This window comes from Cupriavidus sp. 05N38 (assembly GCF_056397345.1).
Genome location: NZ_JBFTNF010000020.1, coordinates 47831 through 70568, shown reverse-complemented (window position 1 = coordinate 70568; position 22738 = coordinate 47831). Strand labels below are relative to the sequence as shown.

The following is a 22738-nucleotide window of genomic DNA, read 5'->3' as shown; positions in this document are numbered from 1 at the left end:
GCCGACCGGCCCCGCCGCTTTCTTTTATTTGTCGCTCACCTGCAGGATCGCCAGGAATGCTTCCTGGGGAATCTCCACCGTGCCCACCTGCTTCATGCGCTTCTTGCCCGCCTTCTGCTTCTCGAGCAGCTTCTTCTTGCGCGAGATATCGCCGCCGTAGCACTTGGCCAGCACGTTCTTGCGCAGCGCCTTGACGTTCTCGCGCGCGATGATGTTCGCGCCGATGGTGGCCTGGATGGCCACGTCGTACATCTGGCGCGGGATGATCTCGCGCATCTTAGAGACGACCTCGCGGCCGCGGTACTGCGAGTTGCTCCGGTGCACGATCACCGACAGCGCATCGACCTTGTCGCCATTGATCAGGATGTCGACCTTGACCACGTCGGCGGCACGGTACTCCTTGAACTCGTAGTCCATCGAGGCGTAGCCGCGCGACACCGACTTGAGCCGGTCGAAGAAGTCCATGACGATTTCCGCCATGGGGATCTCGTACGTGAGCTGCACCTGCTTGCCGTGGTAGCTCATGTTGATCTGCGTGCCGCGCTTCTGCGTGCACAGCGTGATCACCGAGCCCACGTAATCCTGCGGCATGTACAGATTGACCGTGACGATCGGCTCGAGGATGTTCTCGATGCGGCTCGGGTCCGGCATCTTGGCCGGGTTTTCCACCGTCAGCATGGTGCCGTCGCGCATCTGGACCTGGTACACCACCGTCGGCGCGGTGGTGATCAGGTCCATGTCGAATTCGCGCTCCAGGCGCTCCTGCACGATCTCCATGTGCAGCAGGCCGAGGAAGCCGCAGCGGAAGCCGAAGCCCAGCGCCTGCGACACTTCGGGCTCGTACTGCAGCGACGCGTCGTTGAGCTTGAGCTTCTCCAGCGATTCGCGCAGCGCTTCGTACTGGTTGGATTCGACCGGGTACAGGCCGGCGAACACCTGCGGCTTGACTTCCTTGAAGCCCGGCAGCGGCGCGGTGGCCTTGCGCGCCATGGTGGTGATGGTATCGCCCACCTTGGCGGCCTTCAGTTCCTTGATGCCGGCGATGACGAAACCCACCTGCCCCGCCGTCAGCGACTCGCGCTGCAGCGACTTGGGCGAGAACACGCCGACCTGCTCGACCAGGTGCTGCGAGCCAGTGGCCATCAGCAGCACCTTGTCCTTGGGCTTGAGGACGCCGTTGACCACGCGCACCAGCATCACCACGCCGACGTAGTTGTCAAACCACGAGTCGATGATCAGCGCCTGCAGCGGCGCGTCCACGTCGCCCTTGGGGGCGGGCACGCGCGCGATCATGGCCTCGATCACGTCCTCCACCCCGACCCCGGTCTTGGCCGAGCACGGCGTGGCATCCTGCGCATCGATCCCGATCACTTCCTCGATCTCGCGGATGGCGTTTTCCGGATCGGCCTGCGGCAGGTCGATCTTGTTGAGCACCGGCACCACTTCCACGCCGAGTTCGATCGCCGTGTAGCAGTTGGCGACAGTCTGCGCTTCCACGCCCTGCGAGGCGTCCACCACCAGCAGCGCGCCTTCGCAGGCGGACAGCGAGCGGCTGACTTCATAGCTGAAGTCGACGTGTCCCGGCGTGTCGATCAGGTTCAGGTTGTAGACCTTGCCGTCGCGCGCCTTGTAGCTCAGCGCCGCGGTCTGGGCCTTGATGGTAATGCCGCGCTCCTTCTCGATGTCCATCGAGTCGAGCACTTGCGCTTCCATCTCGCGATCGGACAGGCCCCCGCAGAGTTGGATGATGCGGTCGGCCAGGGTCGATTTGCCGTGGTCGATGTGAGCGATGATCGAGAAGTTGCGGATATGGTCCATCTGATGTTCAGGGGTGCGCCATGTCTGGCCGCGATGTGCCCGCTTGAGCACTTCGGGTAGCGCAGCAATTATGGTCGGCCCGGGACAGGCACCCCGCAGGGGCACGCAGCTCGGGGCCGCAGGTTGGTGACGCTGAGTTTGCGCCAAAGTGCGATTTTACCGTACTTTCAAGGACTTCCGTATTGCGAAATGGCGCGCCGCGCCCCGGGCGGCGGCCTGTCAGTCCGCCTGCCCCGCGAGCCATGCCCGCACGCGTGGCGCATCGAGGAAATAGTGGCACAACTCCTCGCCGGCACCGGCGGGCACGCCGGTCATCAACACCGGCACCAGTTCGCCGAACCGTGCCTCGGTGGCGGCGTCGCCATCCACGTCCACCTCATGCAGGACAAAGGAAAAATCGCGCCGGAGCGGCTCCAGCGCGACCTTCATGTCCTCGCACAGATGGCAGTAGGTCCTGCCATACAGCGTGAGATCCGCCATCGGGGCGATGCCTAGCGCGAAGACACCGTGCTCGGGCGCAGCGTGAGCACCTGGGTGGCGTCGCCGCGCCTGACGAACACCGCGGCGATCTTGCCCTTGTCCAGGGCCTTGACCAGTTCGTTGAACTGGCGCGGGCTGGTCACGTCGCTGTCGCCCAGCCGCAGGATGATGTCGCCCGGGCGGATGCCGGCGCGCTGGGCCGGGCCATCRGCCTGCTCGACTTCCACCCCGGACTTGATCTTGAGCTCCTTGAGCTTGGTGTCGGGAATCTCGTTGACGATCAGGCCCAGCGCATTGGGCTTGGCCACCGGCGCATTGCTCTCGTCGCGCGGCGCATTGCCGCCGCGCGTCTTGACCTTGTTGTCGGCGTCCAGCTCGGCCACGGTGATGCTGACCTCGCGCGTCGCGCCCTTGCGCCACAACTGCAGCGGCACGCGCGTGCCCGGCTTGATATCGCCGACCATGCGCGGCAGGTCCGAAGCCTTCTCGATATCGCGGCCGTTGAACTTCAGGATGATGTCGCCGGCTTCGATCCCCRCCTTCTCGGCCGGGCCGCCGGGCTCCACGCTGCCCACCAGCGCGCCCCGGGCACGGCCCAGGCCGAGCGAGTCGGCGACTTCCTTGGTCACGCCCCCGATCGCCACCGCGATGCGCCCGCGCGTGACTTTGCCGTTCGCCTTGAGCTGCTCGGTCACGCGCATCGCTTCGTCGATGGGAATCGCGAAGGAAATGCCCATGTAGCCACCGCTGCGGCTGTAGATCTGCGAATTGATGCCGATCACTTCACCACGCAGGTTGATCAGCGGGCCGCCAGAATTGCCCGGATTGACCGCGACATCCGTCTGGATGAACGGCAGGTAATCCCCCGTATCGCGGCCCTTGGCGGAGACGATGCCGGCGGTCACGCTGTTGTCCAGGCCGAACGGCGAACCGATCGCCAGCACCCATTCACCCGCGCGCACCTTGTCGGAATCGCCCAGCATCAGCTTGGGCAGGCCGGTGGCATCCACCTTCAGCAACGCCACATCGGTGCGCTTGTCCGAGCCGATCAGCTTGGCCTTGAACTCGCGCTTGTCGGGCAGGGTGACGTAGATGGTTTCCGCATCCGCCACCACGTGGGCGTTGGTCATCACATAGCCGTCCTGGCTGATGACGAAGCCGGACCCCACCCCGCGGCTCTGCTCCTCGCCCTGGGGCGGCTGGCTGCGGCGCGGCGTGCCCGGCGGCGTGGGCGTGCCGGGCATCGGCACGCCGAAGAAGCGGCGGAAGAACTCCGCCATCTCGTCGTCCTCGGGGCTGGAGTTGTTGCCACGCGCGCGCACCCGCTCCGTGGTGCGGATATTGACGACGGCCGGACCCGCCTTTTCGACCAGGTCGGTGAAATCGGGCAGGCCATAGGATGGCGCGGCGGCCTGGGCGTGGCTCAGTTCTGCGACCAGCGGCACAAAGGCGAGAATGGCAGCCATGAGCACGGTCCGAGCCAAGGCTGGAGATCTTGGTGACATCATCGACTCCCGGAAATCAGCGAAAAGGAAGGAAGCAAGGCATTGGAGGGGCCAGATCGCGGCGCGCCAGCGACGAGCAAACGCCGCTGGTGCCTTGTTCGCAAACCGGCTCAGTGCGCCTTCGGCGGTTTATATTCTACTGCCGAGGCAAACTGGCGGACTGTGGCGGGGGGGACCTCGCCCACCACGGTAATCCAGAAATCGGCAACCCGGCGCACCACCACCTGGGTGGCGCCGAGCGAGGCGACGCCTTCGCGGCGTACGCGCTGCTCGGAAACGGGCTCGATGAAGACCGACAAACCGGTCAGCCCGTCGCTGTAGACGATCTGGAGCACCTCGAAAACCTGGCCGCGCGGGTTCGCCTGCGGCGAGCGCAGCTCGCCGAGCGGGCGACGGACCTCGCGGATCTTCAGGAAGCCCTTGACCGGAATCCCAATGGTCCAGCCTTCGTCGGCAATATTGGCCGGCTGGTTGGTGACTTCGTAATGATTCCAGGCCCCGGAATTCTTGATGGCGGTGAGGATGCGCTGCTTCTCGGAGGGCACGCCGATCTCGACCTGCGAGAACGCAACCTGCTCCAGCACCTTGCCGCCCTCTCCCACGGTCTGGGCGCGCATCAGCAGGCCGGAGTTTTTCTCCGCCCACAAGCGTACGCCGTAGCGCGCGGAATCGTGCGGATCGAGCGAGAACACTTCGCACTCGACGCCAGCCACGCGCTCGCCGGGAAGCTTGCGCATCTCGTAGATATCGAGAACGTCGCTTTTATTGGTGGCGAGCAAGGCCGGGAAGCGATCCTTCGCCTCCTGCTTCTCCACCACCACCAGCTTGGCTTCGGGGATCAGGCTGTGGACGACATCGTTCTGGCGCAGCACTTCGCGCGGCTTGCCATCGAGCGTTTCCAGCCGTTCGTACTCGTTGTTCACGAGATCGCTGTAGTGCTGGATGCGCGAGGCATGCATCACGCTGCCGCGCTGATAGATCAGCGTACCGACATAGTTCTCGCGCTGGGCGGCGCGGTGGATCTTGTTGAGCCAGGCCGTCGCATCGCGGCGGGCCAGCGTATTGTCCGGCGGCTGCGCGCTTGCCGCGGCCGCAGTCAGACACAAKGCCAGAAAAAAGGACCTGCGAAGGGCCCTTATTCTGTGTGCGCCCGCTACATTGGCGGGCGACCATCCTTTATGCATGTCCGGCATTATTCCTGCGAGTTGTCCTGAGAAAAGTTTGCGCTGTTGGCAACAGTGCGCATGGTCGGCACGACTGCGTCGGTGGCGACCGATACCCGATGGGCACGCAGGTACTCGTCGAGGCGCGGATCGCGGATCATCTGCGCACTGTCGGCGGCAACCGTCACGATACCGCCAGTCTTGGGCACTGCAGGCTGCTCGACGCGCGCGACCACGGCGTCCGGCGTGCCGAGATCGGTGACACCGCGCATCTGCGGCACCACCACCCAGCTCACGGCAGCCACCGCGGCGGCGATGGCCGTACCCGGCATCACCCTGCGAACCCAGGACGGCTTGAACAGCATGCGGTGCGCCGACGCCTGCGCCACCGCCGGCACCAGCACATGCGGTTCGCTATCGAGGCGCGCGGAAAAACGGGCGAGAAAATCTTCGGTGGAGCCGGCATGCGTCAGTTCTTCCGAACGCAGCGCGTCGCCGATCAGCTGATATGTCGTCCAGCTCGCCATGCCCGGCTCGCTCTTGGCGAGATCCAGTACGGCATTGATTTCGTGCGGCGCCAGCTCGCCATCCATCAGCACGGAGATCTGCTCCGCTGCTTCCACTACATGAACCGACTGCTTATGAGCCTGACCCATTTCCCGCCCCTAGAAAAACCATTGAACACCGACAATCCCGTCTACTGCTTTGTCGTTTATCGATGCAGGAATAGGCTGCAACGCTGGCCGCACGACATTTCTTGCTACTTTTTCTTGCTACTTACCACTTACCACCGCTTGCCCTCTGCCGTTCCCAGCAGCGGACGCAATTTCTCGGCAATCGCCTCACGTGCCCGGAAGATGCGCGAGCGGACGGTTCCGATCGGGCATCCCATGGCTTCGGAGATCTCCTCGTAACTGAGGCCCTCGATTTCACGAAGAGTGATGGCAGTGCGCAATTCCTCCGGTAGTGCCTCCATGGCCCGGTTGACCGTTTCGGCGACCTGGCGGGTATGGAGCATCGACTCCGGCGTATTGATATCTCTTAGTTGCTCGCCGTCCGCAAAAGTTTCAGCCTCTTCGGCATCGATATCGCTGGAGGCTTCGGGCCGGCGTCCCTGGGTGGCCAGGTAGTTCTTCGCCGTGTTCACCGCAATCCGGTACAACCAGGTGTAGAACGCCGACTCGCCACGGAACTGCGGCAAGGCACGATACGCCTTGATGAAAGCGTCTTGTGCCACATCCTCCACTTCCGCCGAATCCCGGACCAAACGCGAAATGAGCCTGATGATCTTGCGGTGGTATTTGGCCACCAACAATTCAAAGGCTCGCTTGTCGCCCTTCTGGACGCGTTCAACGAGGAGCTGATCGGCTTCGCGTTCGCTCACGAATGGGTCACCTGCAGTGTATCTCTTGGTATCGTCTTCACGACAAACGTTGTATTTTACCTACGTTGCCCACTGCACAGTCAGTGCGGTGCAACGCATTTTGTGAAGAATGCCCGCGGCCATTGCCCATCAGGCGACGCCACCGGCCGCGGCCTGCTCGCGCCGGGCGACGCCCAGGGCACGTTTCAGCGCTCTCAATGAGGAGGGTGCCGCCGAACCCCGGCTGATGACGAGGATCCCGGGCGGCTTGCCGCTGACAGGCTCCATGGCCAGCAAAAGAGCCAGTCTGCCCAGCTCCCAGCTGGAGCGCACGCGCGCCACCGCGTGGGCGCCATCCGGCAGGCGAACCAGAATGGCCGCGCGGCCGGTGGCGTCGCGGCCTTGCACCAGTCCCGCATAGGTACAAGCCGCGCCGCGCCACAGCGCGGGCCAGTGGCTCAGCATCCACGCGCAGGACGCCGCCAGTGTGGACACCGACAGCCATTGCGCCAGATTCCAGCCATGTGCCGAGCGGCCAAAGCCCCATATCGCCTCGCGCGCAAGCAGCGCAAGGGCCGCCATCTCGCAAGACAGGAACAGCGCCAAGACCCACCGCAAGCGATGGGTCCTGAGCGAAGTCCGGAGGAGCGATAACCGGCAGCCGCCGGATTCAGGCGCGACGGAAGACAAGCGTGCCGTTAGTGCCGCCGAAACCGAAATTGTTCTTCACCGCCACATCGATCTTCAGGTCGCGTGCCGTGTTGGCCACGTAGTCCAGGTCGCACTCGGGATCCTGGTTGAAGATATTGATGGTCGGAGGCGAGACCTGATGGTGTAGAGCCAGCACCGTGAACACGGATTCGAGGCCGCCGGCGCCGCCCAGCAAGTGGCCGGTCATCGACTTGGTGGAATTGACGGCCAGCTTGTAGGCATGGTCGCCAAAAGCCAGCTTGATGGCTTCGCTTTCGTTCTTGTCGCCCAGCGGCGTCGAGGTGCCGTGCGCGTTCAGGTAGCCGACTTCGTCGGCGTTGACGCCGGCGTTCTTCAGCGCGCTGACCATGCAGCGGCGCGGACCATCCATATTCGGGGCGGTCATATGGAACGCGTCGCCGCTCATGCCGAAACCGATCAGTTCGGCATAGATCTTGGCGCCACGCGCCTTGGCCGACTCATATTCCTCGAGCATCATCACGCCGGCGCCCTCGCCCAGCACGAAGCCGTCGCGATCCTTGTCCCACGGACGGGACGCGGCAGCGGGATCGTCGTTGCGGGTCGACAGCGCGCGCGCGGCGGCGAAACCGCCAATGCCGAGCGGCGAAACCGTAGATTCCGCACCGCCGGCCAGCATGGCGTCCGCGTCGCCGGCCTGGATCAGGCGGGCGGCCAGGCCGATGCTGTGCAGGCCGGTGGTGCAGGCCGTCACGGCGGCCAGGTTCGGGCCCTTGAGTCCATGGTAGATGGACAGGTGACCCGCGATCATATTGATGATCGAGCCCGGCACGAAGAACGGCGAGATCCGGCGAGGACCCCGATTGGTCAGCTCGGCGTGGGTATCCTCGATCATCGGCAACCCGCCGATGCCCGAACCGACCAGCACACCGATGCGCTCGGCATTGTCCTCGGTCACTTCGTAGCCGCTGTCCTTCAGCGCCTGCGAACCCGCCGCGATGCCATAGTGGATGAACGTATCCATGTGGCGGGCTTCCTTGGCAGGGATGTAGTCCTCTGCCTTGAAACCCTTCACCTCGCCGGCGAAATGCACGGCAAGCGCGGAATGATCGAATTTGGTGATGGTGGCGATGCCAGACTGACCTGCAACCAGGTTGGCCCAGCCTTCGGCAACCGTGTTTCCGACCGGAGACACAAGGCCAAGCCCAGTGACGACGACGCGACGACGGCTCACTATGATTTCCTACGGGTACGTGAAGCAGAACCGGAACGATTGCCGGGGCTGGCCATGGGCCGGCGCCGGGCCACGCCGATCGCGGCGCGGACTATCCGATTGTGCTTCTTCGAACAGACGAAAGCCACAGAAAACAGCGCGGACGACCCAACGGCCCGTCCGCCTGCCTTCTGTGGCTCGGAATCCAGATACGACAGGCTTAGGCCTTGACGTGTGCGGTGGCGTAATCGATAGCCTGTTGCACGGTCGTGATCTTTTCGGCTTCCTCATCGGGAATTTCCATGCCGAATTCATCTTCCAACGCCATCACCAGCTCAACCGTGTCGAGCGAATCCGCACCAAGGTCGTTCACGAACGAGGATTCGTTCTTGATGTCTGCCTCGGCCACGCCGAGTTGCTCTGCCACGATTTTCTTGACGCGTTGTTCGATATTGTCCATGTAACCCTCCAGGGAAGTTCGACAAAAAGTGGGCGCATTTTAGCAGGTTTGGGCCATAAAAATCCCACCCGCCTTCTATTGCAAGAACGGCGCCCGTTTAGTTCAAAAAACAACCACTTCACGCGGCTTCTGCCGGCTTCTCCCTCGAAACCGGCCGCCGCGAAAGGTGATCAATTCATGTACATGCCACCATTTACATGGAGCGTCGTACCGGTGATGTAGGCCGCCTGGGGACCGGCCAGAAAAGCCACCGCGTGTGCGATGTCCTCCGGCTGGCCCAGCCGACCCAGCGGAATCTGGGTCTTCAGTGCTGCGTGCTGCTCATCCGACAGGACCTTGGTCATGTCGGTGTCGATGAAACCGGGCGCCACGCAATTCACGGTCACGTTGCGGCTGCCGATCTCGCGGGCCAGCGCCCGGCTCATGCCTTCCACGCCGGCCTTGGCGGCGGCGTAGTTCATCTGGCCGGGATTGCCGGTGGAGCCGACCACCGACGTGATATTGATGATACGGCCACCGCGCGCTTTCATCATCGGGCGCAGCACCGCGCGCGACAGGCGGAACACCGCGGTCATATTGGTCTCGACCACCGCGCCCCAGTCCTCGTCCTTCATGCGCATGGCAAGCTGGTCCTGCGTGATGCCGGCGTTGTTGACCAGGATGCCGAGGCCGCCATGGGCCTTGACCAGCTCGTCGATGAGCGCCTCGGATGCCGCGGCATCGTTGACGTTGAGCACGGCGCCGCGGCCCTTGCCGCCGGCCGCCGCCAGGTATTCGCTGATGGCAGCCGCACCCGCTTCGCTGGTGGCGGTGCCGACTACCGTGGCGCCCTGCGCGGCCAGCTCGAGGGCGATGGCCCGGCCGATGCCGCGCGATGCGCCGGTTACCAGTGCGACCTGGTTTTCCAGAAATTTCGTCATTGCGTGGGTCCTAGTCTTACTTCAGCAGCGCCAGCGTGTCCTGCAGCGAGGCCGGATCGAAGATCGCGGCGCCGGTCAGGTTGCCGTCGATGCGCTTGGTCATGCCCGCCAGCACCTTGCCGGGGCCGCATTCGATCACATGGGTGACGCCCTCGGCAGCCATCTTCTGCACGCACTCCACCCAGCGCACGGGCGCCGCCGCCTGGCGTACCAGCGCATCCTTGATCGACTGCGGATCGCTGACGATGGCCACGTCCACATTGTTGACCAGCGGAATGGCCGGCGCGGCGAAGGTCATGCCCGCCATGCGCTCGCGCAGGCGGTCCGACGCCGGCTTGAGCAGCGAGGAATGGAACGGGGCCGACACCGGCAGCGGCAGCGCGCGCTTGGCGCCGCGCGCCTTGGCCATTTCGCAGGCCTTCTCGACCGCCGCCTTGTGGCCGGCGATCACCACCTGCGACGGCGCATTGAAGTTCACGGCTTCCACCACGCCGGCGCCCGCGGCCACAGCCTCGGCGCACGCGGCGCGCACATCGTCGTCGGACAGCCCGAGGATCGCCGCCATGCCGCCCTCGCCCACCGGAACGGCTTCCTGCATGGCTTGCGCACGGAAGCGCACCAGCGGCACCGCTTCGGCGAACGGAATCACCCCGGCCGCCACCAGGGCGGAATACTCGCCGAGGCTGTGGCCCGCGACCATGGCAGGCGCCGCGCCGCCGGCATCGATCCAGGCGCGGTAGACCGCTACCGCGGCGGTCAGCATCACCGGCTGGGTATTGGTGGTGAGGTTCAGTTCCTCGGCCGGGCCTTCGGCGATCAGGCGGCCCAGGTCTTGCCCGAGCGCGGCGGAAGCTTCGTCCAGCGTGGCACGGACCACGGCGTTGTCGGCGAAGGCGTTGAGCATGCCGACGGCCTGCGAGCCCTGGCCCGGGAATACAAAGGAAAATTTCATCGCAATCGAATCTAGAAGATGAATACGCAAAACCGACGCGGCGTGCGGGACGGCATGCCGCCCCGCACGCCCGGATGTCACATGCGCGCCAGCACCGCACCCCAGGTGAAGCCACCGCCCACGCCTTCCATCAGCACGTGGTGACCGGCGCGGATACGGCCGTCGCGCACCGCGACGTCCAGGGCCAGCGGGATCGAGGCAGCCGACGTGTTGCCGTGCTCGTGTACGGTCGCCACCATGCGCTCGGCAGTCAGRCCGAGTTTCTTCGCCGTGCTCTGCATGATGCGGATATTGGCCTGGTGCGGCACCAGCCAGTCGACCTTCTCGGCCGGGAACTGCGCGCCGGCAAGTGCCTCGCGCGCAACCCTGTCCAGCACGGTCACCGCCAGCTTGAAAACGGCCTGGCCGTCCATGTGCAGGAACGCGTTGCCGGTGATATTGCCGCCGGCGACATTGCCCGGCACGCACAGGATCTCGACGTGGCTGCCGTCCGAGTGCATCGCCGAAGACAGGATGCCGGGTTCCTCGGACGCCGACAGCACCACCGCGCCGGCGCCGTCGCCGAACAGCACGCAGGTAGTGCGGTCATTGAAATCGAGGATACGCGAGAACACTTCCGAGCCAATCACCAGCACATTGCGATGCGAGCCGCTACGGATGAACTTCTCGGCCGTGGCCAGCGCGTAGACGAAACCGGAACACACGGCCTGCATGTCGAATGCGGCACAGTGATTGGTAATGCCGAGTTTCTGCTGCACCAGGCAGGCGGCGCTCGGAAAGACGAAATCGGGAGTCGACGTGGCGACGATGATCAGGTCGATGCTCTGGCGGTCGATGCCGGCCGCTTCCAGCGCGCGCTCCGCGGCCTTCACCGCCAGGTCGCTGCAGGTGACATCCGGCTCGGCCCAGTGGCGCGCCGAGATGCCGCTGCGCGAGAAGATCCACTCGTCGCTGGTCTCGATGCCCTTCTCAGCCAGTTGCGCCGCAAGCTCCTGATTGGTGACACGCCGGGGAGGCAGATAGCTCCCGGTCCCGATGATTTTTGCGTAGCTGGTCATGTAATGTCGGATCGATCGTGTGGCCACGGGTCGTCGCCCGCGGCATCTGCATCAGAACCTCAGGCGGCGTGCGGGCTTGGACTGGGATCCTGGGCGCCTGACTGCGGGCCGGAAGCCGGGGTGCCGGTACCTGACTTGTTGGCGAAAGCCTGAATGGTGCGAGCGATCACACCATTACTGGCCGCATCATACCCGCGTTTGATAGCCCACTCAAAAGCGTGCGCGTCGGCCGAACCGTGACTCTTGATCACGAGCCCGCGCAGGCCCAGCAGCGATGCGCCGTTGTAGCGCGCGGGGTCGAGGCGACGGGACAGGCGCTTGAGCACAGGCATGGCCAGCCCCGCCAGGAGCTTGGTGAACCACGAGCGCGTAAACTCTTCCTTGATCATGTTGCCGATCATCTTGGCCAGGCCTTCGCTGCTCTTGAGCGCGACGTTGCCGACGAAACCGTCGCAAACGACGATGTCGGTGGTGCCCTTGAAGATATCGTTGCCTTCCACGTTGCCGTAGAAGTTGAGCTCGGATGCGCGCAGGAGCTCGCCGGCCCGCTTGACCACGTCGTTGCCCTTGATCACTTCCTCGCCGATATTCAGCAGGCCGACGCTGGGGCGGTCCTTGTGGTCCACCACGGCGACCATGGCTTCGGCCATGCGCGCGAATTGCAGCAGATGTTCGGGCTCGCAATCAGCATTGGCGCCGAGGTCGAGCACGGTGGTGCCCCAGCCCTGTTCGTTGGGGATGGAAGTGGCGATCGCCGGGCGCTCGATCCCGTCGAGCGTCTTGAGCACGTAGCGCGACACTGCCATCAGCGCGCCGGTGTTGCCCGCCGAGATACAGGCATCGGCCAGCCCCTCTTTCACCTGGGTCACCGCCACGCGCATCGAAGAATCCTTCTTCCTGCGCAGCGCCACCTCGACCGGATCGTCCATGGTAATGACTTCGGTCGCGGCCACGACGCGCACGCGCGGATGATCGAGCGCGTGCAGCTTCCTCAGCTGCGCCTCGATGCTGTCGCGCAAGCCGACCAGCACCACTTCGGCGTCGTTATGGCTGGAGAGAAAACTGATCGCCGCAGGGATTGTCACGGAGACACCGTGATCGCCACCCATGCAGTCGATAGCTAGTTTGATCGTCATTGTTTCCTGGTGCAGAAGCGCATGTCGGCATGACTTATGGCCGGAAGCCTGCACTACGGTTGCGCGGCGAGCGCGCAACAAAAAAGCGGCAACGATTTTGCCGCTTTCTTGTTTTTGACCTACCAACGTGCGCGTACGAGACGCAAAGTCACGCCGAACGATCTGTCAGTCGTTCTTGGTCTTGATGACCTTGCGGCCACGATAGTAGCCGTTCGGGCTCACGTGGTGACGCAGGTGGGTCTCGCCCGTGGTCGGTTCGACTGCCAGCGGCGCTGCCGACAGGTGATCGTGCGAACGGTGCATGCCGCGCTTGGACGGCGACTTCTTGTTCTGTTGAACTGCCATGATGACTCCTTCGAGAATTTTTCAATGGTAACACACGCATCCCGCACGAGGCGTAGCCGGGCCCGGCCGGATGCTGATCCTGGTGCCTTGCGGACGTTGCCTGAAACCGGTGAACCGGCCTCAGTGCTTCGTCTTCAGGCCGGCCAGCGCCGCAAAGGGCGAAGGCCGTTTTTCTTCTTCCGGCGGTTCCTCTGCTTCGGGTTCCACCAGCCCGTCGGCCCCGGTCACGAGGCTTTCGTGCACCTCCGGGCAAACGTCATGCTTGGGCGCCACCGGCAAGGCCAGCAGCACTTCATCTTCAATCAGCGACAGCAGGTCGAAGCGCTTGGAGCCGACGATCACGTCGACCTCATCGTCGTCCATGGCCGCCGCATCGGCCTCTTCCTCGCTGGCCATCACCTCGAAGCACATGTCCGTGGCAATGGTCTCGGCAAAAACGCGCAGGCAGCGCTGGCAGTCCAGCCACACTCGCCCGTTCACGGTCAGATCGACGAACTGGCGCTGCGTCGCCGGCGCGCCGGGTTCGCCCTCTTCTTCCTCGACAAAGCCGGAAAGCACATAGGCGAACACTTCGTCGGGCGCCGATGCTGGCGCTTGCGCGGCGGTCTCGGCTATGATGCGCGGCAAATCGCGCACCGGAACTTCGCCGGCAGCATGGCCACCGGCGCGGCAAAATGCGAAGAGATCGAGCGCGCGCAGATCAATCGGCTGAATCGGCTGGGTCATGTCTTCTCGTGCCGTCTGTCGTGCCTTGCCGGAAGCACCCCGCTGGCCGGTTTCATCGCCAGGGCGACCCGAAACGTGGCCCGGGAGCCGCAAACGCCGGTATACACACAGCAATGCGCCGGACTTGCTTGGCTAAACAGACGATTATACGTCTATTTTTCTACTGCGGTCAAAATTTTGGATGACGACCATAGGTCGCTTTCCCTTTCCACTCAATTACTTATGTCGCAATCATCCCGTCCCGTGCTGATCCTCGGCTCCAGCTCGCCCTACCGCCGCGAATTGCTGGAGCGCCTGCGCATCCCGTTCGAGGTGGCAGTGCCGGATATCGACGAAACCCCGCTGGCGGGCGAAAGCCCGGAAGCCACCGCGCTGCGGCTGTCCCGCGCCAAGGCGCAGGCGATTGCAGACCGCCACCCGGGCACCCTGGTGATCGGCTCGGACCAGGTCGCCACGCTGGACGGCAGGCAGATCGGCAAGCCGGGCACCCATGAAAAGGCCCTCGCGCAACTGCAATGGATGCGTGGGCGTACCGTCACTTTCCACTCTGCCCTGTGCCTGTTCGACGGCCGCACCGGCGCGGCGCAACTGGCCGATGTACAGACACGCGCGACCTTCCGCGAACTGTCCGATCAGGAGCTGGAAGCCTACCTGCGCATCGAACGCCCCTACGACGTGGCGGGCAGCGCCAAATCGGAAGGCCTCGGCATCGCCCTGCTGTCGCACATGGAGTCCGACGACCCCACCGCCCTGGTGGGCCTGCCGCTGATCGCGCTGACCACCATGCTGCGCCACGCCGGCTACCCGCTCTTCCAGGCCTGAGCGCGCCGGCAAGGACAGCACCGATAACACTGACAGGAAACAAGCATGAGCGGCATCCTTTACCTGATCCCCAACACCCTGGGCAAGCGCGACGAGACCGACCCGCTGCCGGACGTCATCCCGGCTGGCGTGCAGCAGATCGCCGCCGGGCTGGATTACCTGGTGGCGGAGAATGCCAAGACCGCACGGGCCTTCCTGAAGAAGCTCGGCGAGACCTGCCCACTGGCCAGGCCGGTCCAGCAGATCGAAATCCGCGAACTCAACGTCAACACGCGCGACGATGCCCTCGCCGCCCTGCTCGCCCCGATCCGCGAAGGCCGCGACGGCGGCCTGCTGTCCGAAGCCGGCGTGCCGGCCGTGGCCGACCCCGGCGCCAACCTGGTGCGCCTGGCACATGCCAGGGGCGTGCGGGTGCGCCCGCTGGTCGGGCCCAGCTCCATCCTGCTGGCGGTCATGGGGTCCGGCCTGAATGGCCAGAGCTTTGCCTTCAACGGCTATCTGCCGGTCGATGCGGGCGAGCGCGCCCAGCGCCTGCGAGAGCTGGAGCAATTGTCGCGCAAGGCGCACCAGACCCAGGTCTGGATCGAGACGCCCTATCGCAATGGCCAACTGCTCGATGCCCTGCGCCAGCACTGCGCAGGCAATACCATGCTGTCCATCGCGGTGGACCTGACCTTGCCGAGCGAGACCATCGTGACGCTGCCCGTTTCCGAGTGGCGTCCCGAGCGGCTTGCGCTGCATAAACGCCCGGCCATCTTTTCACTGCTGGCCACCTGAACCGGCTCCCGCATAGCCCGGGAGCGAAAACGAAAAAACGGGGCGCTTGCGCCCCGTTCTGCATTTCCGCGCGTCAGCGCCCGGCTCAGTGGATTGCCTGCAGCCGCGTACCGAACAACATGGTCTTCATCGCCGCTGTACCCATCGCCGCGCCGAAGCGCTTGGCAACCCGCTCCGCGATGTTTTCCTTCACCGTGTAGTCGACGATGTCCTCGGCCTTGAACAGGTCGCGCGCGACATAGTCCGCATTGCCCAGCCCGTCGGCCAGGCCCAGCTCCACGCTGCGCTGGCCGGACCAGAACAGGCCGGAGAACAGGTCCGGATCGTCCTTGAGGCGGTCGCCACGGCCTTCCTTGACCACGTCGATGAACTGCTGGTGGATCTGCTTGAGCATGGTTTCCGCGTACTGCTTCTGCCGCGGTACCTGCGGCGAGAACGGATCGAGCATGCCCTTGTTGGCGCCCGAGGTATAGAGCCGGCGCTCCACGCCGAGCTTGTCCATCAGCCCGGTGAAGCCGAAACCATCCATCAGCACGCCGATGGAGCCGACGATGCTGGCCTTGTCGACGTAGATCTTGTCGGCGGCCGCCGCCACATAGTACCCACCCGAGGCGCAGATCTCCTCCACCACCACGTAGAACGGCTTGTTCGGGTACAGCGTGCGCAGGCGGTGGATCTCATCGTTGATCATGCCGGCCTGGACGGGCGAACCGCCGGGCGAATTGATCTTGAGGATGATGCCGGCGGCGCTGGAATCGGCGAACGCGGCCTGCAGTGCCGCGTTGATCGATTCGGCGCTGGCCGGCGTACCGGCCGCAATCTCGCCGTCGAGCGACACCATTGCCGTGTGCCGGCCGGACGTCGTGATGCCGCCGTCGCCCTTGAAATCGAAGATGGCGAAGAAGATCAAGGCAAGCAGGGCCAGCCCGGCGAAACGGAAGAAGATGCGCCAGCGGCGCGCGGCGCGCTGCTCGCGCAGGGTCGCCATCAGCACTTTTTCCAGCACATCGCGCTCCCAGCCAGCTCCGGTTGGCACCGGCCCGGCACCGCTGCCGGCCAGGCGCGCCTTGCGCTCGCTGGCTTCGCGCTGCGCGGCGGCGTCGCCCGCCCGCAGGTCCTGCTCCAGCGGAAAATCGGCGGCGGCGGCGGTTTCCAACCGGTCGTCCGATGCGGCGGACACCCCGGTGCTGGCAGGAGTGGCCGGATCCTTCGGCTTGCCAGTTTCGTCCTGGGGCGGTTTTTGCTCTTCAGTCATGCAGTTGGCTCTTGGTTCGCTCTTGGTTATCGACGGGCGCGCTCGACGGGAATGCGGGGCCGGGGCTAGGCCGGCTGGGCCGCGGGCGCCTCGTACGGGCTTTCCGGCATCCAGTACACGCTGCCGCCGCGCTCTTCCACGCGCAGCCTGGACAGCGAAGCGCCCCGACACGGACCGCCCACGCACAACCCGCTATCTGGCGCATAAATCGCGCCATGTGTCGCGCACATCAAGTATAGGCCCGAGGACTCGAAAAACTGGCCTTCTTGCCAGTCGAGCTCCATCGGCACATGGGCGCACTGGTTCAGGTAGCCGTGCACCGCCCCCTCGAAGCGCACCACGAACGCACCCACCTGACGCCCGCCGATCTCGACCACGAAACGCACACCAGCGCCGCCCTCCGCCAGGTCATCGGCGGCGCACAGGCGCCGGCCGTCCGGCGGGCCGGAGACCGCACTCTCGCTCGTCTCAGGCATGCGTCAGCAACCAGTCTTTCAGGTCGGCGATCGACGCCGCGCAGTGCACCGGCGCCATCGCGCGCAAGGCATCGGCGGGATGGGCGCCGTAGCCCACGCCAATGCCGGCGGCGCCCGCGTTGGCAGCCATCTGCAGGTCATGGGTGGTATCGCCGATCATCACCGTACGCTCCATTTCCTGGCCCAGCTCCCGCGTCAGTTCATGCAGCATGGCCGGGTGCGGCTTGGAGAAGGTTTCGTCGGCGCAGCGGGTGCCGTCGAACAGGGGTCCGAGCCCCGTCGCTTCCAGCGCCCGCTGCAGCCCTGCGCGCGTCTTCCCGGTCGCCACGCCGAGGAAGTAATGCTGGGCATGCAGTGCCTCCAGCATCTCACGCGCGCCGTCGAACAGCACCAGTTCCGCGTCGCGGGTGAGGAAATGGAAGCGGTAGCGCTCTGCCAGCTTGGGATAGTCGGCCGGGTCCAGCGTTGGCACGGCATAGGACAGCGCATCCTTGAGGCCTAGCCCGATCACGTGGCTGGCCGCACTGTCATCCGGCACCGGCAGGCCGAGATCGCGGCTCGCCAGTTGTATGCACTTGGCAATGGTCGGGGTGGAATCCATCAAGGTGCCATCCCAGTCGAACACGATCAGGTCGAAACGTTGCCTGGCCATTGATATCCTTGTCGGCGCCTCAGTCGTGGGCGCGCTGGTTACGGGCTTGCTGCAGGAAGGCTTCGCATTCCGGCGGCATGGGAGCAGCGACCGTGACGCTTTCGCCACTGGCCGGATGCGTGAAGGTCAGGCTGTGCGCATGCAAGAACATGCGCTTGAGGCCAGGGTTGGCGCCGCTGCGGGCCAGCGCCTTGTTCAGGCCGTAGTCGCCATATTTCTCGTCGCCGAGGATCGGGAAGCCCGAATGCGCCAGGTGGACGCGGATCTGGTGGGTGCGGCCGGTCTTCAGTTCGGCCTCGAGCAAGGTAAATCCATGCAGCACTTCCAGCCGGTTGAAGACGGTGTGCGAGGGCAAGCCGTCTTCCTGGACCCGCACCCGGCGCTCGCCGTCCGCCGTGGTGTACTTATATAGAGGCAGCTTGACGTGCTGGCGGGCATTCTCGAACTGGCCGGCCACGCAGGCAAAGTATCGCTTGTCCAGTGCGTTGCCGCGGATCTGCTCATGCAGGTTGACCAAGGCAGTGCGCTTCTTCGCCAGCATCAGCAGCCCCGAGGTTTCGCGGTCCAGCCGGTGCACCAGCTCGAGGAACCTGGCCTGCGGCCGCGCGCGGCGCAACTGCTCGATGACGCCGAAGGCCACGCCCGAGCCGCCATGCACGGCCACGCCGGCAGGCTTGTCGATCACCAGCAGGTGATCGTCTTCGAACACCACGGGAAAACTCGCCGCCGGCACGAAACGGGCGTTATCGGACGCTTTCTCCGCCACGCGCATGGGCGGAATGCGTACCACGTCGCCCACCTTCAGGCGGTAGGTGGCGTCGATCCTGCCCTTGTTGACGCGCACTTCCCCCGACCGCAGGATGCGGTACACATGGCTCTTGGGCACCCCTTTCGACAGCTTCAGCAGGAAGTTGTCGATGCGCTGCCCTTCGGCCTCTTCGCCAATTGTTACGTACGCCACCTGGGGCGTGGCCGCGGCGGGCCGCACCTCTTTTTCAATTTGATGGCGTAACTCATTCATTTTCAATATAATTTCCTCGCTGTCCCGGCCAAAGACCGGCAGCGCAAGTCAGGTGTAGGCGATTCGTCGTATTTTACACTTTGGGTTGCCGCCAGCCCTGCCAGCCTCCCGCTTCTTTGCGTACCCCGCGAGCCCGCGGCTGGTGAATGGCAGCAAAAACGCAGCACGCACGGTATCGCCCGCGCAGGAAGTCGCCCAAAGGCAACTTCGGCGCTGACGGCGGTCACGTGGGAAGAGTGTTCAGGTAGAACAGAATTTGATCGCGGATGCCCTGTTGGCATCCGCTCTGGTGAGAGAAGTCCCGCCCGCACCGGGAAACGGTGCCGCCGGCATGCTTCAGACGCCACCTGACTGGTTTATACCGGCGCCCGGTCGCAGAACTCCAAGAAGTAGTAGGTGCGCCCGCCAGGAGATGTCAGGTAGCGAAGCAGCATTGCCGTGACGACAAACTTGCTCTTTGACGCGTCTAGGCCTTCCGCGGCCGGCCGCGATGCGACCGGCGCCTTTTGCGCCCGCATCGCCGCCAATGCCAGTCGGAAACCCGCCGGAAACGCTGCGCAGAGCAGCACACCGGCGTTCTCTCTGACCATGCGGACGGCGCTTCGACGTCGTTACCTCTCTTTCACCCGCGCCCAGCCGGGCCGCGCCTGCCGGCGCGCCGGCGCTTTCGGCAATTCTCGCGCCCTCACTCGCTCCCTCGCGTGCTCCACGGAACGCCGCGGGCACCGCATGCCGGTGCAATCCACGGCATTGGAGTGAGGTAATGCGATGAAACGCATGTTGTTCAACGCGACGCAGCAGGAAGAATTGCGCGTCGCCATTGTCGACGGTCAGAAACTGATCGACATCGACATCGAAGCTGCCGGTCGCGAACAGCGCAAGGGCAATATCTACAAGGGCGTCATCACCCGCATCGAGCCGTCGCTGGAGGCCTGCTTCGTCAACTACGGCGAAGAGCGCCACGGCTTCCTGCCGTTCAAGGAAGTGGCGCGCGCCTTCTTCAAGGAAGGCGTGGACGTGCGCAACGCGCGCATCCAGGACGCGCTGCACGAAGGCCAGGAACTGATCGTCCAGGTCGAAAAGGAAGAGCGCGGCAACAAGGGCGCCGCGCTGACCACCTTTATCTCGCTGGCCGGCCGCTACCTGGTGCTGATGCCCAACAACCCGCGCGGCGGCGGCGTGTCGCGCCGCATCGAGGGCGAGGACCGCCAGGAACTGCGCGAAACCATGGGCCAGCTGACCGTGCCCGATGGCATGAGCATCATCGCCCGCACCGCCGGCATCGGCCGCTCGGCGGAAGAACTGCAGTGGGACCTGAACTACCTGCTGCAACTGTGGAAGGCCATCGACGGCGCCGCCGGCGACAACAAGGCCCCGCTGCTGATCTATCTCGAATCCAGCCTGGTGATCCGCGCCATCCGCGATTACTTCCAGCCGGACATCGGCGAGATCCTGATCGACACCGACGAAATCTACGAGCAGGCGCGCGCCTTCATGAGCGTGGTCATGCCCGACAACATGAACCGCGTGAAGAAGTACCGGGACGACGTCCCCCTCTTCTCGCGTTTCCAGATCGAACACCAGATCGAATCGGCCTACTCGCGCATGGTGATGTTGCCCTCGGGCGGCGCCATCGTGATCGACCACACCGAGGCCCTGGTCTCGGTGGACGTGAACTCGGCCCGCGCCACCAAGGGCGCCGACATCGAGGAAACGGCGCTGCGCACCAACCTCGAAGCCGCCGACGAGATCGCCCGCCAGCTGCGCCTGCGCGACCTGGGCGGCCTGATCGTGATCGACTTCATCGACATGGAAGCCAGCAAGGCCCAGAAGGACGTGGAAACGCGCCTGAAGGACGCCCTGCGCCATGACCGCGCCCGCGTGCAGATGGGCAAGATCAGCCGCTTCGGCCTGATGGAGCTGTCGCGCCAGCGCCTGCGCCCGTCGCTGTCGGAAGGCTCGCACATCACCTGCCCGCGCTGCAACGGCACCGGCCATATCCGCGATACCGAATCCTCCGCCCTGCAGGTCCTGCGCATCATCCAGGAAGAAGGGATGAAGGAAAACACGGCCGCCATCCACTGCCAGGTGCCGGTGGAAGTGGCCGCGTTCCTGCTCAACGAGAAGCGCCAGGACATCAACCTGATCGAGATGCGCTTCAAGGTCAACGTCCTGCTGATCCCGAACAAGCACCTCGAGACCCCGCACTACAAGCTCGAGCGCCTGCGCCACGACGATCCGCGCCTGGAAGACAGCACCGCCAGCTACAAGATGGCCGAGGCTGCCGCCAAGGAACTGGAAGCCGACACCAGCTACAGCAGCCGCAAGAAGGAAGACGCCAAGCCGCGCCAGGAAGCCGCCGTCAAGGGCATCACGCCGGAACAGCCGGCGCCCGTGTCGGTGCCGCGCGCCGAACGCACCCCGCGCCCCGAAGCGCCGGTTGCCCGCCCGGTGCCGGCCACCCAGCCGGTCGCCAGCGGTGGCTTCATCGGCTGGCTCAAGAGCCTGTTCGGCGCCAAGCCGGCGGCACCTGCCATCGAGCCGGCCAAGCCGGCTGAGGCGGAACAGCGCAACGGCGAAAACCGCCGGGAACGCGGCCAGCGCGGCGAACGCGGCGAAGGCCGTGGCCAGCGTACCGAGCGTGGCGAACGCGGTGAACGTGGCGACCGCCAGGGCCGCGGCCAGCGCGGCGAGCGCGCGCCGCAGGAGCGTGGCGAACGTGCTGAACGTGCCGAGCGCGGTGAACGCGTCGAGGCCCGTGGCGAACGTGGCGAGCGCACCGAGCGTGGCGAACGCACGGAACGCGGCGAGCGCGGTGAGCGCAATGGCCGCGCCCCGCGCCAGGCCGCGCTGGAAGCCCAGCCGGCCCGCCAGCCGGAAGGTGCGGCAGCCGAGCGCACCGAGGGCCGCGGGGAAGGCCGCCGCGACCGCAACCAGGAGCGCCGCGAGCGCCAGCGCGAACGCCAGCGCGGCGACGCGCCGCGTGAAGACGAAGCCGGCGAAGGCCTGGCTGCTGAAGCCGCTGGCGTCGCCATCGTGGCCGCAAGCGCGGTTTCCGTGGCTGCACCTGCCGCAGCCGCGCCGGTAGCCCAGCGCGACGAAGCTGACAACGCACGCACGGATCTGCCGGAAGCGCCGGAAGGTGCCGAGAACGGCGAAGGCGAAGAACGCCGTCGCCGCAACCGCCGCGGCCGCAACCGCTATCGCCGCGAACGCGACGATGGCGTGCAGGCCGGCGAAGGCACCGAAGGCGCCGAGGGCGCGGACGGCGAGCAGGCAGTGGAAGCGCGTGAAGTGGCAGCCGATGCCGCCGCGCCCGTTGCCGCAGTCCAGACCGTCGAGGCTGTCGAGACCGTCGAAGCCGTGGTGACCGAGTCGGTCGCCGCCGTGATCGCCGAGCCCGCGGCCAGCGTCCCGGCCTATCAGCCGGCCGAAGCCGCCGTGGCAGCGCCCGCGCCGACGGTACTGCCAGCCGAAACGCTGGCCGCACCGGCAGCCGAGCCCGTCGAGGCAGTCCCGGCAGCGCAAGCCCCGGTGGCAGAGGCCCCGGTAGCACAAGCCCCGGTGACGCAAGCCGTCATCGCCAGCCCCGCCGCCTATGCGCCGGCGCCCGCCCCCGTCGTGGAAGCCGCTGTGCAGGCTCCCGCGCCGGTGGAAGCGCCCGTGGCAGCACCTGCGACCGTGACCCCGGCGGCTCCTGCGCCGGTGGCCATCGAAGGCCTGCAACCGATGCTGGCCTCGGCCGGTCTCGAGTGGGTGAGCACCGACAGCAGCAAGCTGCGCGCAGCCCAGGAAGCTGCCGCCAGCATTCCGGCGGCGCCGCGCGTGGTTCGCGAGCGCAAGCCGCTGGCCCCGCTGCCGGAAGGCCCGATGGTGCTGGTCGAGACGGCGCCCGCCGTCAAGGAAACGACGCCGCAGGAATAAGCG

23 protein-coding genes are annotated in these 22738 nt (G+C 65.4%); 3 read left to right on the top strand and 20 right to left on the bottom strand.

Annotation, left to right across the window (positions count from 1 at the left end; translation table 11 throughout):
• Positions 1 to 24 precede the first annotated feature (24 nt).
• From lepA to AC1DK4_RS16585, 15 genes are all read right to left on the bottom strand, one after another.
• Positions 25 to 1818: a translation elongation factor 4 gene (gene lepA / locus AC1DK4_RS16655; RefSeq protein WP_441619409.1), complete on the bottom strand. Its 1794-nt coding sequence runs from the start codon at positions 1816 to 1818 to the stop codon at positions 25 to 27.
• A 219-nt stretch (positions 1819 to 2037) separates the two neighbouring features.
• Positions 2038 to 2298 carry a glutaredoxin family protein gene (locus tag AC1DK4_RS16650; RefSeq protein ID WP_441619407.1) on the bottom strand — a complete coding sequence of 87 codons (261 nt, stop codon included), beginning with the start codon at positions 2296 to 2298 and terminating at the stop codon, positions 2038 to 2040.
• A gap of 11 nt (positions 2299 to 2309) precedes the next feature.
• Entirely contained in the window at positions 2310 to 3764 is a 1455-nt protein-coding gene (locus AC1DK4_RS16645; protein WP_477131647.1) for a DegQ family serine endoprotease, read from the bottom strand.
• A 149-nt stretch (positions 3765 to 3913) separates the two neighbouring features.
• Positions 3914 to 4987, bottom strand: coding sequence for a MucB/RseB C-terminal domain-containing protein (locus AC1DK4_RS16640; protein ID WP_441619403.1), 1074 nt, complete (start codon positions 4985 to 4987; stop codon positions 3914 to 3916).
• An 8-nt stretch (positions 4988 to 4995) separates the two neighbouring features.
• Positions 4996 to 5622 carry a sigma-E factor negative regulatory protein gene (locus AC1DK4_RS16635; RefSeq protein WP_441619401.1) on the bottom strand — a complete coding sequence of 209 codons (627 nt, stop codon included), beginning with the start codon at positions 5620 to 5622 and terminating at the stop codon, positions 4996 to 4998.
• Between the two features lie 128 nt (positions 5623 to 5750).
• A complete protein-coding gene (rpoE, locus tag AC1DK4_RS16630) occupies positions 5751 to 6350 on the bottom strand; it encodes an RNA polymerase sigma factor RpoE (RefSeq protein WP_441619399.1) in 600 nt (199 codons plus the stop codon).
• A 129-nt stretch (positions 6351 to 6479) separates the two neighbouring features.
• Positions 6480 to 6935, bottom strand: coding sequence for a hypothetical protein (locus AC1DK4_RS16625; RefSeq protein WP_441619397.1), 456 nt, complete (start codon positions 6933 to 6935; stop codon positions 6480 to 6482).
• Between the two features lie 64 nt (positions 6936 to 6999).
• A complete protein-coding gene (fabF, locus tag AC1DK4_RS16620) occupies positions 7000 to 8232 on the bottom strand; it encodes a beta-ketoacyl-ACP synthase II (protein WP_441643398.1) in 1233 nt (410 codons plus the stop codon).
• A 199-nt stretch (positions 8233 to 8431) separates the two neighbouring features.
• Positions 8432 to 8671, bottom strand: a complete 240-nt coding sequence (gene acpP / locus AC1DK4_RS16615) for an acyl carrier protein (protein ID WP_008644813.1) — start codon at positions 8669 to 8671, stop codon at positions 8432 to 8434.
• A 170-nt stretch (positions 8672 to 8841) separates the two neighbouring features.
• The gene (gene fabG / locus AC1DK4_RS16610; RefSeq protein ID WP_441619394.1) at positions 8842 to 9591 is read right to left on the bottom strand and encodes a 3-oxoacyl-ACP reductase FabG; all 750 of its coding nucleotides are present in this window, start codon (positions 9589 to 9591) and stop codon (positions 8842 to 8844) included.
• Between the two features lie 16 nt (positions 9592 to 9607).
• Complete coding sequence (gene fabD, locus AC1DK4_RS16605; RefSeq protein ID WP_441619393.1) at positions 9608 to 10543, bottom strand: ACP S-malonyltransferase; 936 nt, start codon at positions 10541 to 10543, stop codon at positions 9608 to 9610.
• A 77-nt stretch (positions 10544 to 10620) separates the two neighbouring features.
• On the bottom strand, positions 10621 to 11601 hold the full coding sequence (locus AC1DK4_RS16600; protein ID WP_441619392.1) for a beta-ketoacyl-ACP synthase III: 981 nt from the start codon (positions 11599 to 11601) through the stop codon (positions 10621 to 10623).
• Positions 11602 to 11660: 59 nt separating this feature from the next.
• Positions 11661 to 12737, bottom strand: a complete 1077-nt coding sequence (gene plsX, locus AC1DK4_RS16595; protein ID WP_441619479.1) for a phosphate acyltransferase PlsX — start codon at positions 12735 to 12737, stop codon at positions 11661 to 11663.
• A gap of 165 nt (positions 12738 to 12902) precedes the next feature.
• Positions 12903 to 13082, bottom strand: a complete 180-nt coding sequence (gene rpmF, locus AC1DK4_RS16590) for a 50S ribosomal protein L32 (RefSeq protein WP_010814675.1) — start codon at positions 13080 to 13082, stop codon at positions 12903 to 12905.
• A gap of 120 nt (positions 13083 to 13202) precedes the next feature.
• The gene (locus AC1DK4_RS16585; protein WP_441619390.1) at positions 13203 to 13808 is read right to left on the bottom strand and encodes a YceD family protein; all 606 of its coding nucleotides are present in this window, start codon (positions 13806 to 13808) and stop codon (positions 13203 to 13205) included.
• Positions 13809 to 14030: 222 nt separating this feature from the next.
• Between AC1DK4_RS16585 and AC1DK4_RS16580 the strand changes: the two genes are divergently transcribed.
• Positions 14031 to 14630 carry a Maf-like protein gene (locus AC1DK4_RS16580; protein WP_441619388.1) on the top strand — a complete coding sequence of 200 codons (600 nt, stop codon included), beginning with the start codon at positions 14031 to 14033 and terminating at the stop codon, positions 14628 to 14630.
• 45 nt (positions 14631 to 14675) lie between these two features.
• Positions 14676 to 15407, top strand: coding sequence for an SAM-dependent methyltransferase (locus tag AC1DK4_RS16575; protein WP_441619386.1), 732 nt, complete (start codon positions 14676 to 14678; stop codon positions 15405 to 15407).
• A gap of 85 nt (positions 15408 to 15492) precedes the next feature.
• Here the strand turns inward: AC1DK4_RS16575 and AC1DK4_RS16570 are convergent, their stop codons facing one another.
• The 5 genes from AC1DK4_RS16570 to AC1DK4_RS16550 all read right to left on the bottom strand — a co-directional run bounded on the left by AC1DK4_RS16570 (position 15493) and on the right by AC1DK4_RS16550 (position 19401).
• On the bottom strand, positions 15493 to 16662 hold the full coding sequence (locus AC1DK4_RS16570; protein WP_441643399.1) for a S49 family peptidase: 1170 nt from the start codon (positions 16660 to 16662) through the stop codon (positions 15493 to 15495).
• A 65-nt stretch (positions 16663 to 16727) separates the two neighbouring features.
• Positions 16728 to 17138, bottom strand: a complete 411-nt coding sequence (locus AC1DK4_RS16565; protein ID WP_441619382.1) for a Rieske (2Fe-2S) protein — start codon at positions 17136 to 17138, stop codon at positions 16728 to 16730.
• On the bottom strand, positions 17131 to 17790 hold the full coding sequence (locus tag AC1DK4_RS16560) for an HAD-IA family hydrolase (RefSeq protein ID WP_441619380.1): 660 nt from the start codon (positions 17788 to 17790) through the stop codon (positions 17131 to 17133). Before AC1DK4_RS16560 ends, AC1DK4_RS16565 begins: the two co-directional genes overlap by 8 nt.
• Positions 17791 to 17809: 19 nt before the next feature.
• Positions 17810 to 18811: an RluA family pseudouridine synthase gene (locus AC1DK4_RS16555; protein ID WP_441619378.1), complete on the bottom strand. Its 1002-nt coding sequence runs from the start codon at positions 18809 to 18811 to the stop codon at positions 17810 to 17812.
• Positions 18812 to 19167: 356 nt separating this feature from the next.
• Positions 19168 to 19401: a hypothetical protein gene (locus tag AC1DK4_RS16550; RefSeq protein WP_441619376.1), complete on the bottom strand. Its 234-nt coding sequence runs from the start codon at positions 19399 to 19401 to the stop codon at positions 19168 to 19170.
• Positions 19402 to 19579: 178 nt separating this feature from the next.
• Between AC1DK4_RS16550 and AC1DK4_RS16545 the strand changes: the two genes are divergently transcribed.
• Complete coding sequence (locus tag AC1DK4_RS16545) at positions 19580 to 22735, top strand: Rne/Rng family ribonuclease (protein ID WP_441643400.1); 3156 nt, start codon at positions 19580 to 19582, stop codon at positions 22733 to 22735.
• Positions 22736 to 22738 lie beyond the last annotated feature (3 nt).

Coding starts and splice junctions, on each gene's coding strand:
- lepA (WP_441619409.1), bottom strand. CDS start 1,818: ATGGACCATATCCGCAACTTCTCGATCATCGCTCACATCGACCACGGC.
- AC1DK4_RS16650 (WP_441619407.1), bottom strand. CDS start 2,298: ATGGCGGATCTCACGCTGTATGGCAGGACCTACTGCCATCTGTGCGAG.
- AC1DK4_RS16635 (WP_441619401.1), bottom strand. CDS start 5,622: ATGGGTCAGGCTCATAAGCAGTCGGTTCATGTAGTGGAAGCAGCGGAG.
- acpP (WP_008644813.1), bottom strand. CDS start 8,671: ATGGACAATATCGAACAACGCGTCAAGAAAATCGTGGCAGAGCAACTC.
- fabG (WP_441619394.1), bottom strand. CDS start 9,591: ATGACGAAATTTCTGGAAAACCAGGTCGCACTGGTAACCGGCGCATCG.
- fabD (WP_441619393.1), bottom strand. CDS start 10,543: ATGAAATTTTCCTTTGTATTCCCGGGCCAGGGCTCGCAGGCCGTCGGC.
- plsX (WP_441619479.1), bottom strand. CDS start 12,737: ATGACGATCAAACTAGCTATCGACTGCATGGGTGGCGATCACGGTGTC.
- rpmF (WP_010814675.1), bottom strand. CDS start 13,082: ATGGCAGTTCAACAGAACAAGAAGTCGCCGTCCAAGCGCGGCATGCAC.
- AC1DK4_RS16585 (WP_441619390.1), bottom strand. CDS start 13,808: ATGACCCAGCCGATTCAGCCGATTGATCTGCGCGCGCTCGATCTCTTC.
- AC1DK4_RS16580 (WP_441619388.1), top strand. CDS start 14,031: ATGTCGCAATCATCCCGTCCCGTGCTGATCCTCGGCTCCAGCTCGCCC.
- AC1DK4_RS16575 (WP_441619386.1), top strand. CDS start 14,676: ATGAGCGGCATCCTTTACCTGATCCCCAACACCCTGGGCAAGCGCGAC.
- AC1DK4_RS16570 (WP_441643399.1), bottom strand. CDS start 16,662: ATGACTGAAGAGCAAAAACCGCCCCAGGACGAAACTGGCAAGCCGAAG.
- AC1DK4_RS16565 (WP_441619382.1), bottom strand. CDS start 17,138: ATGCCTGAGACGAGCGAGAGTGCGGTCTCCGGCCCGCCGGACGGCCGG.
- AC1DK4_RS16560 (WP_441619380.1), bottom strand. CDS start 17,790: ATGGCCAGGCAACGTTTCGACCTGATCGTGTTCGACTGGGATGGCACC.
- AC1DK4_RS16555 (WP_441619378.1), bottom strand. CDS start 18,811: ATGAATGAGTTACGCCATCAAATTGAAAAAGAGGTGCGGCCCGCCGCG.
- AC1DK4_RS16550 (WP_441619376.1), bottom strand. CDS start 19,401: ATGGTCAGAGAGAACGCCGGTGTGCTGCTCTGCGCAGCGTTTCCGGCG.
- AC1DK4_RS16545 (WP_441643400.1), top strand. CDS start 19,580: ATGAAACGCATGTTGTTCAACGCGACGCAGCAGGAAGAATTGCGCGTC.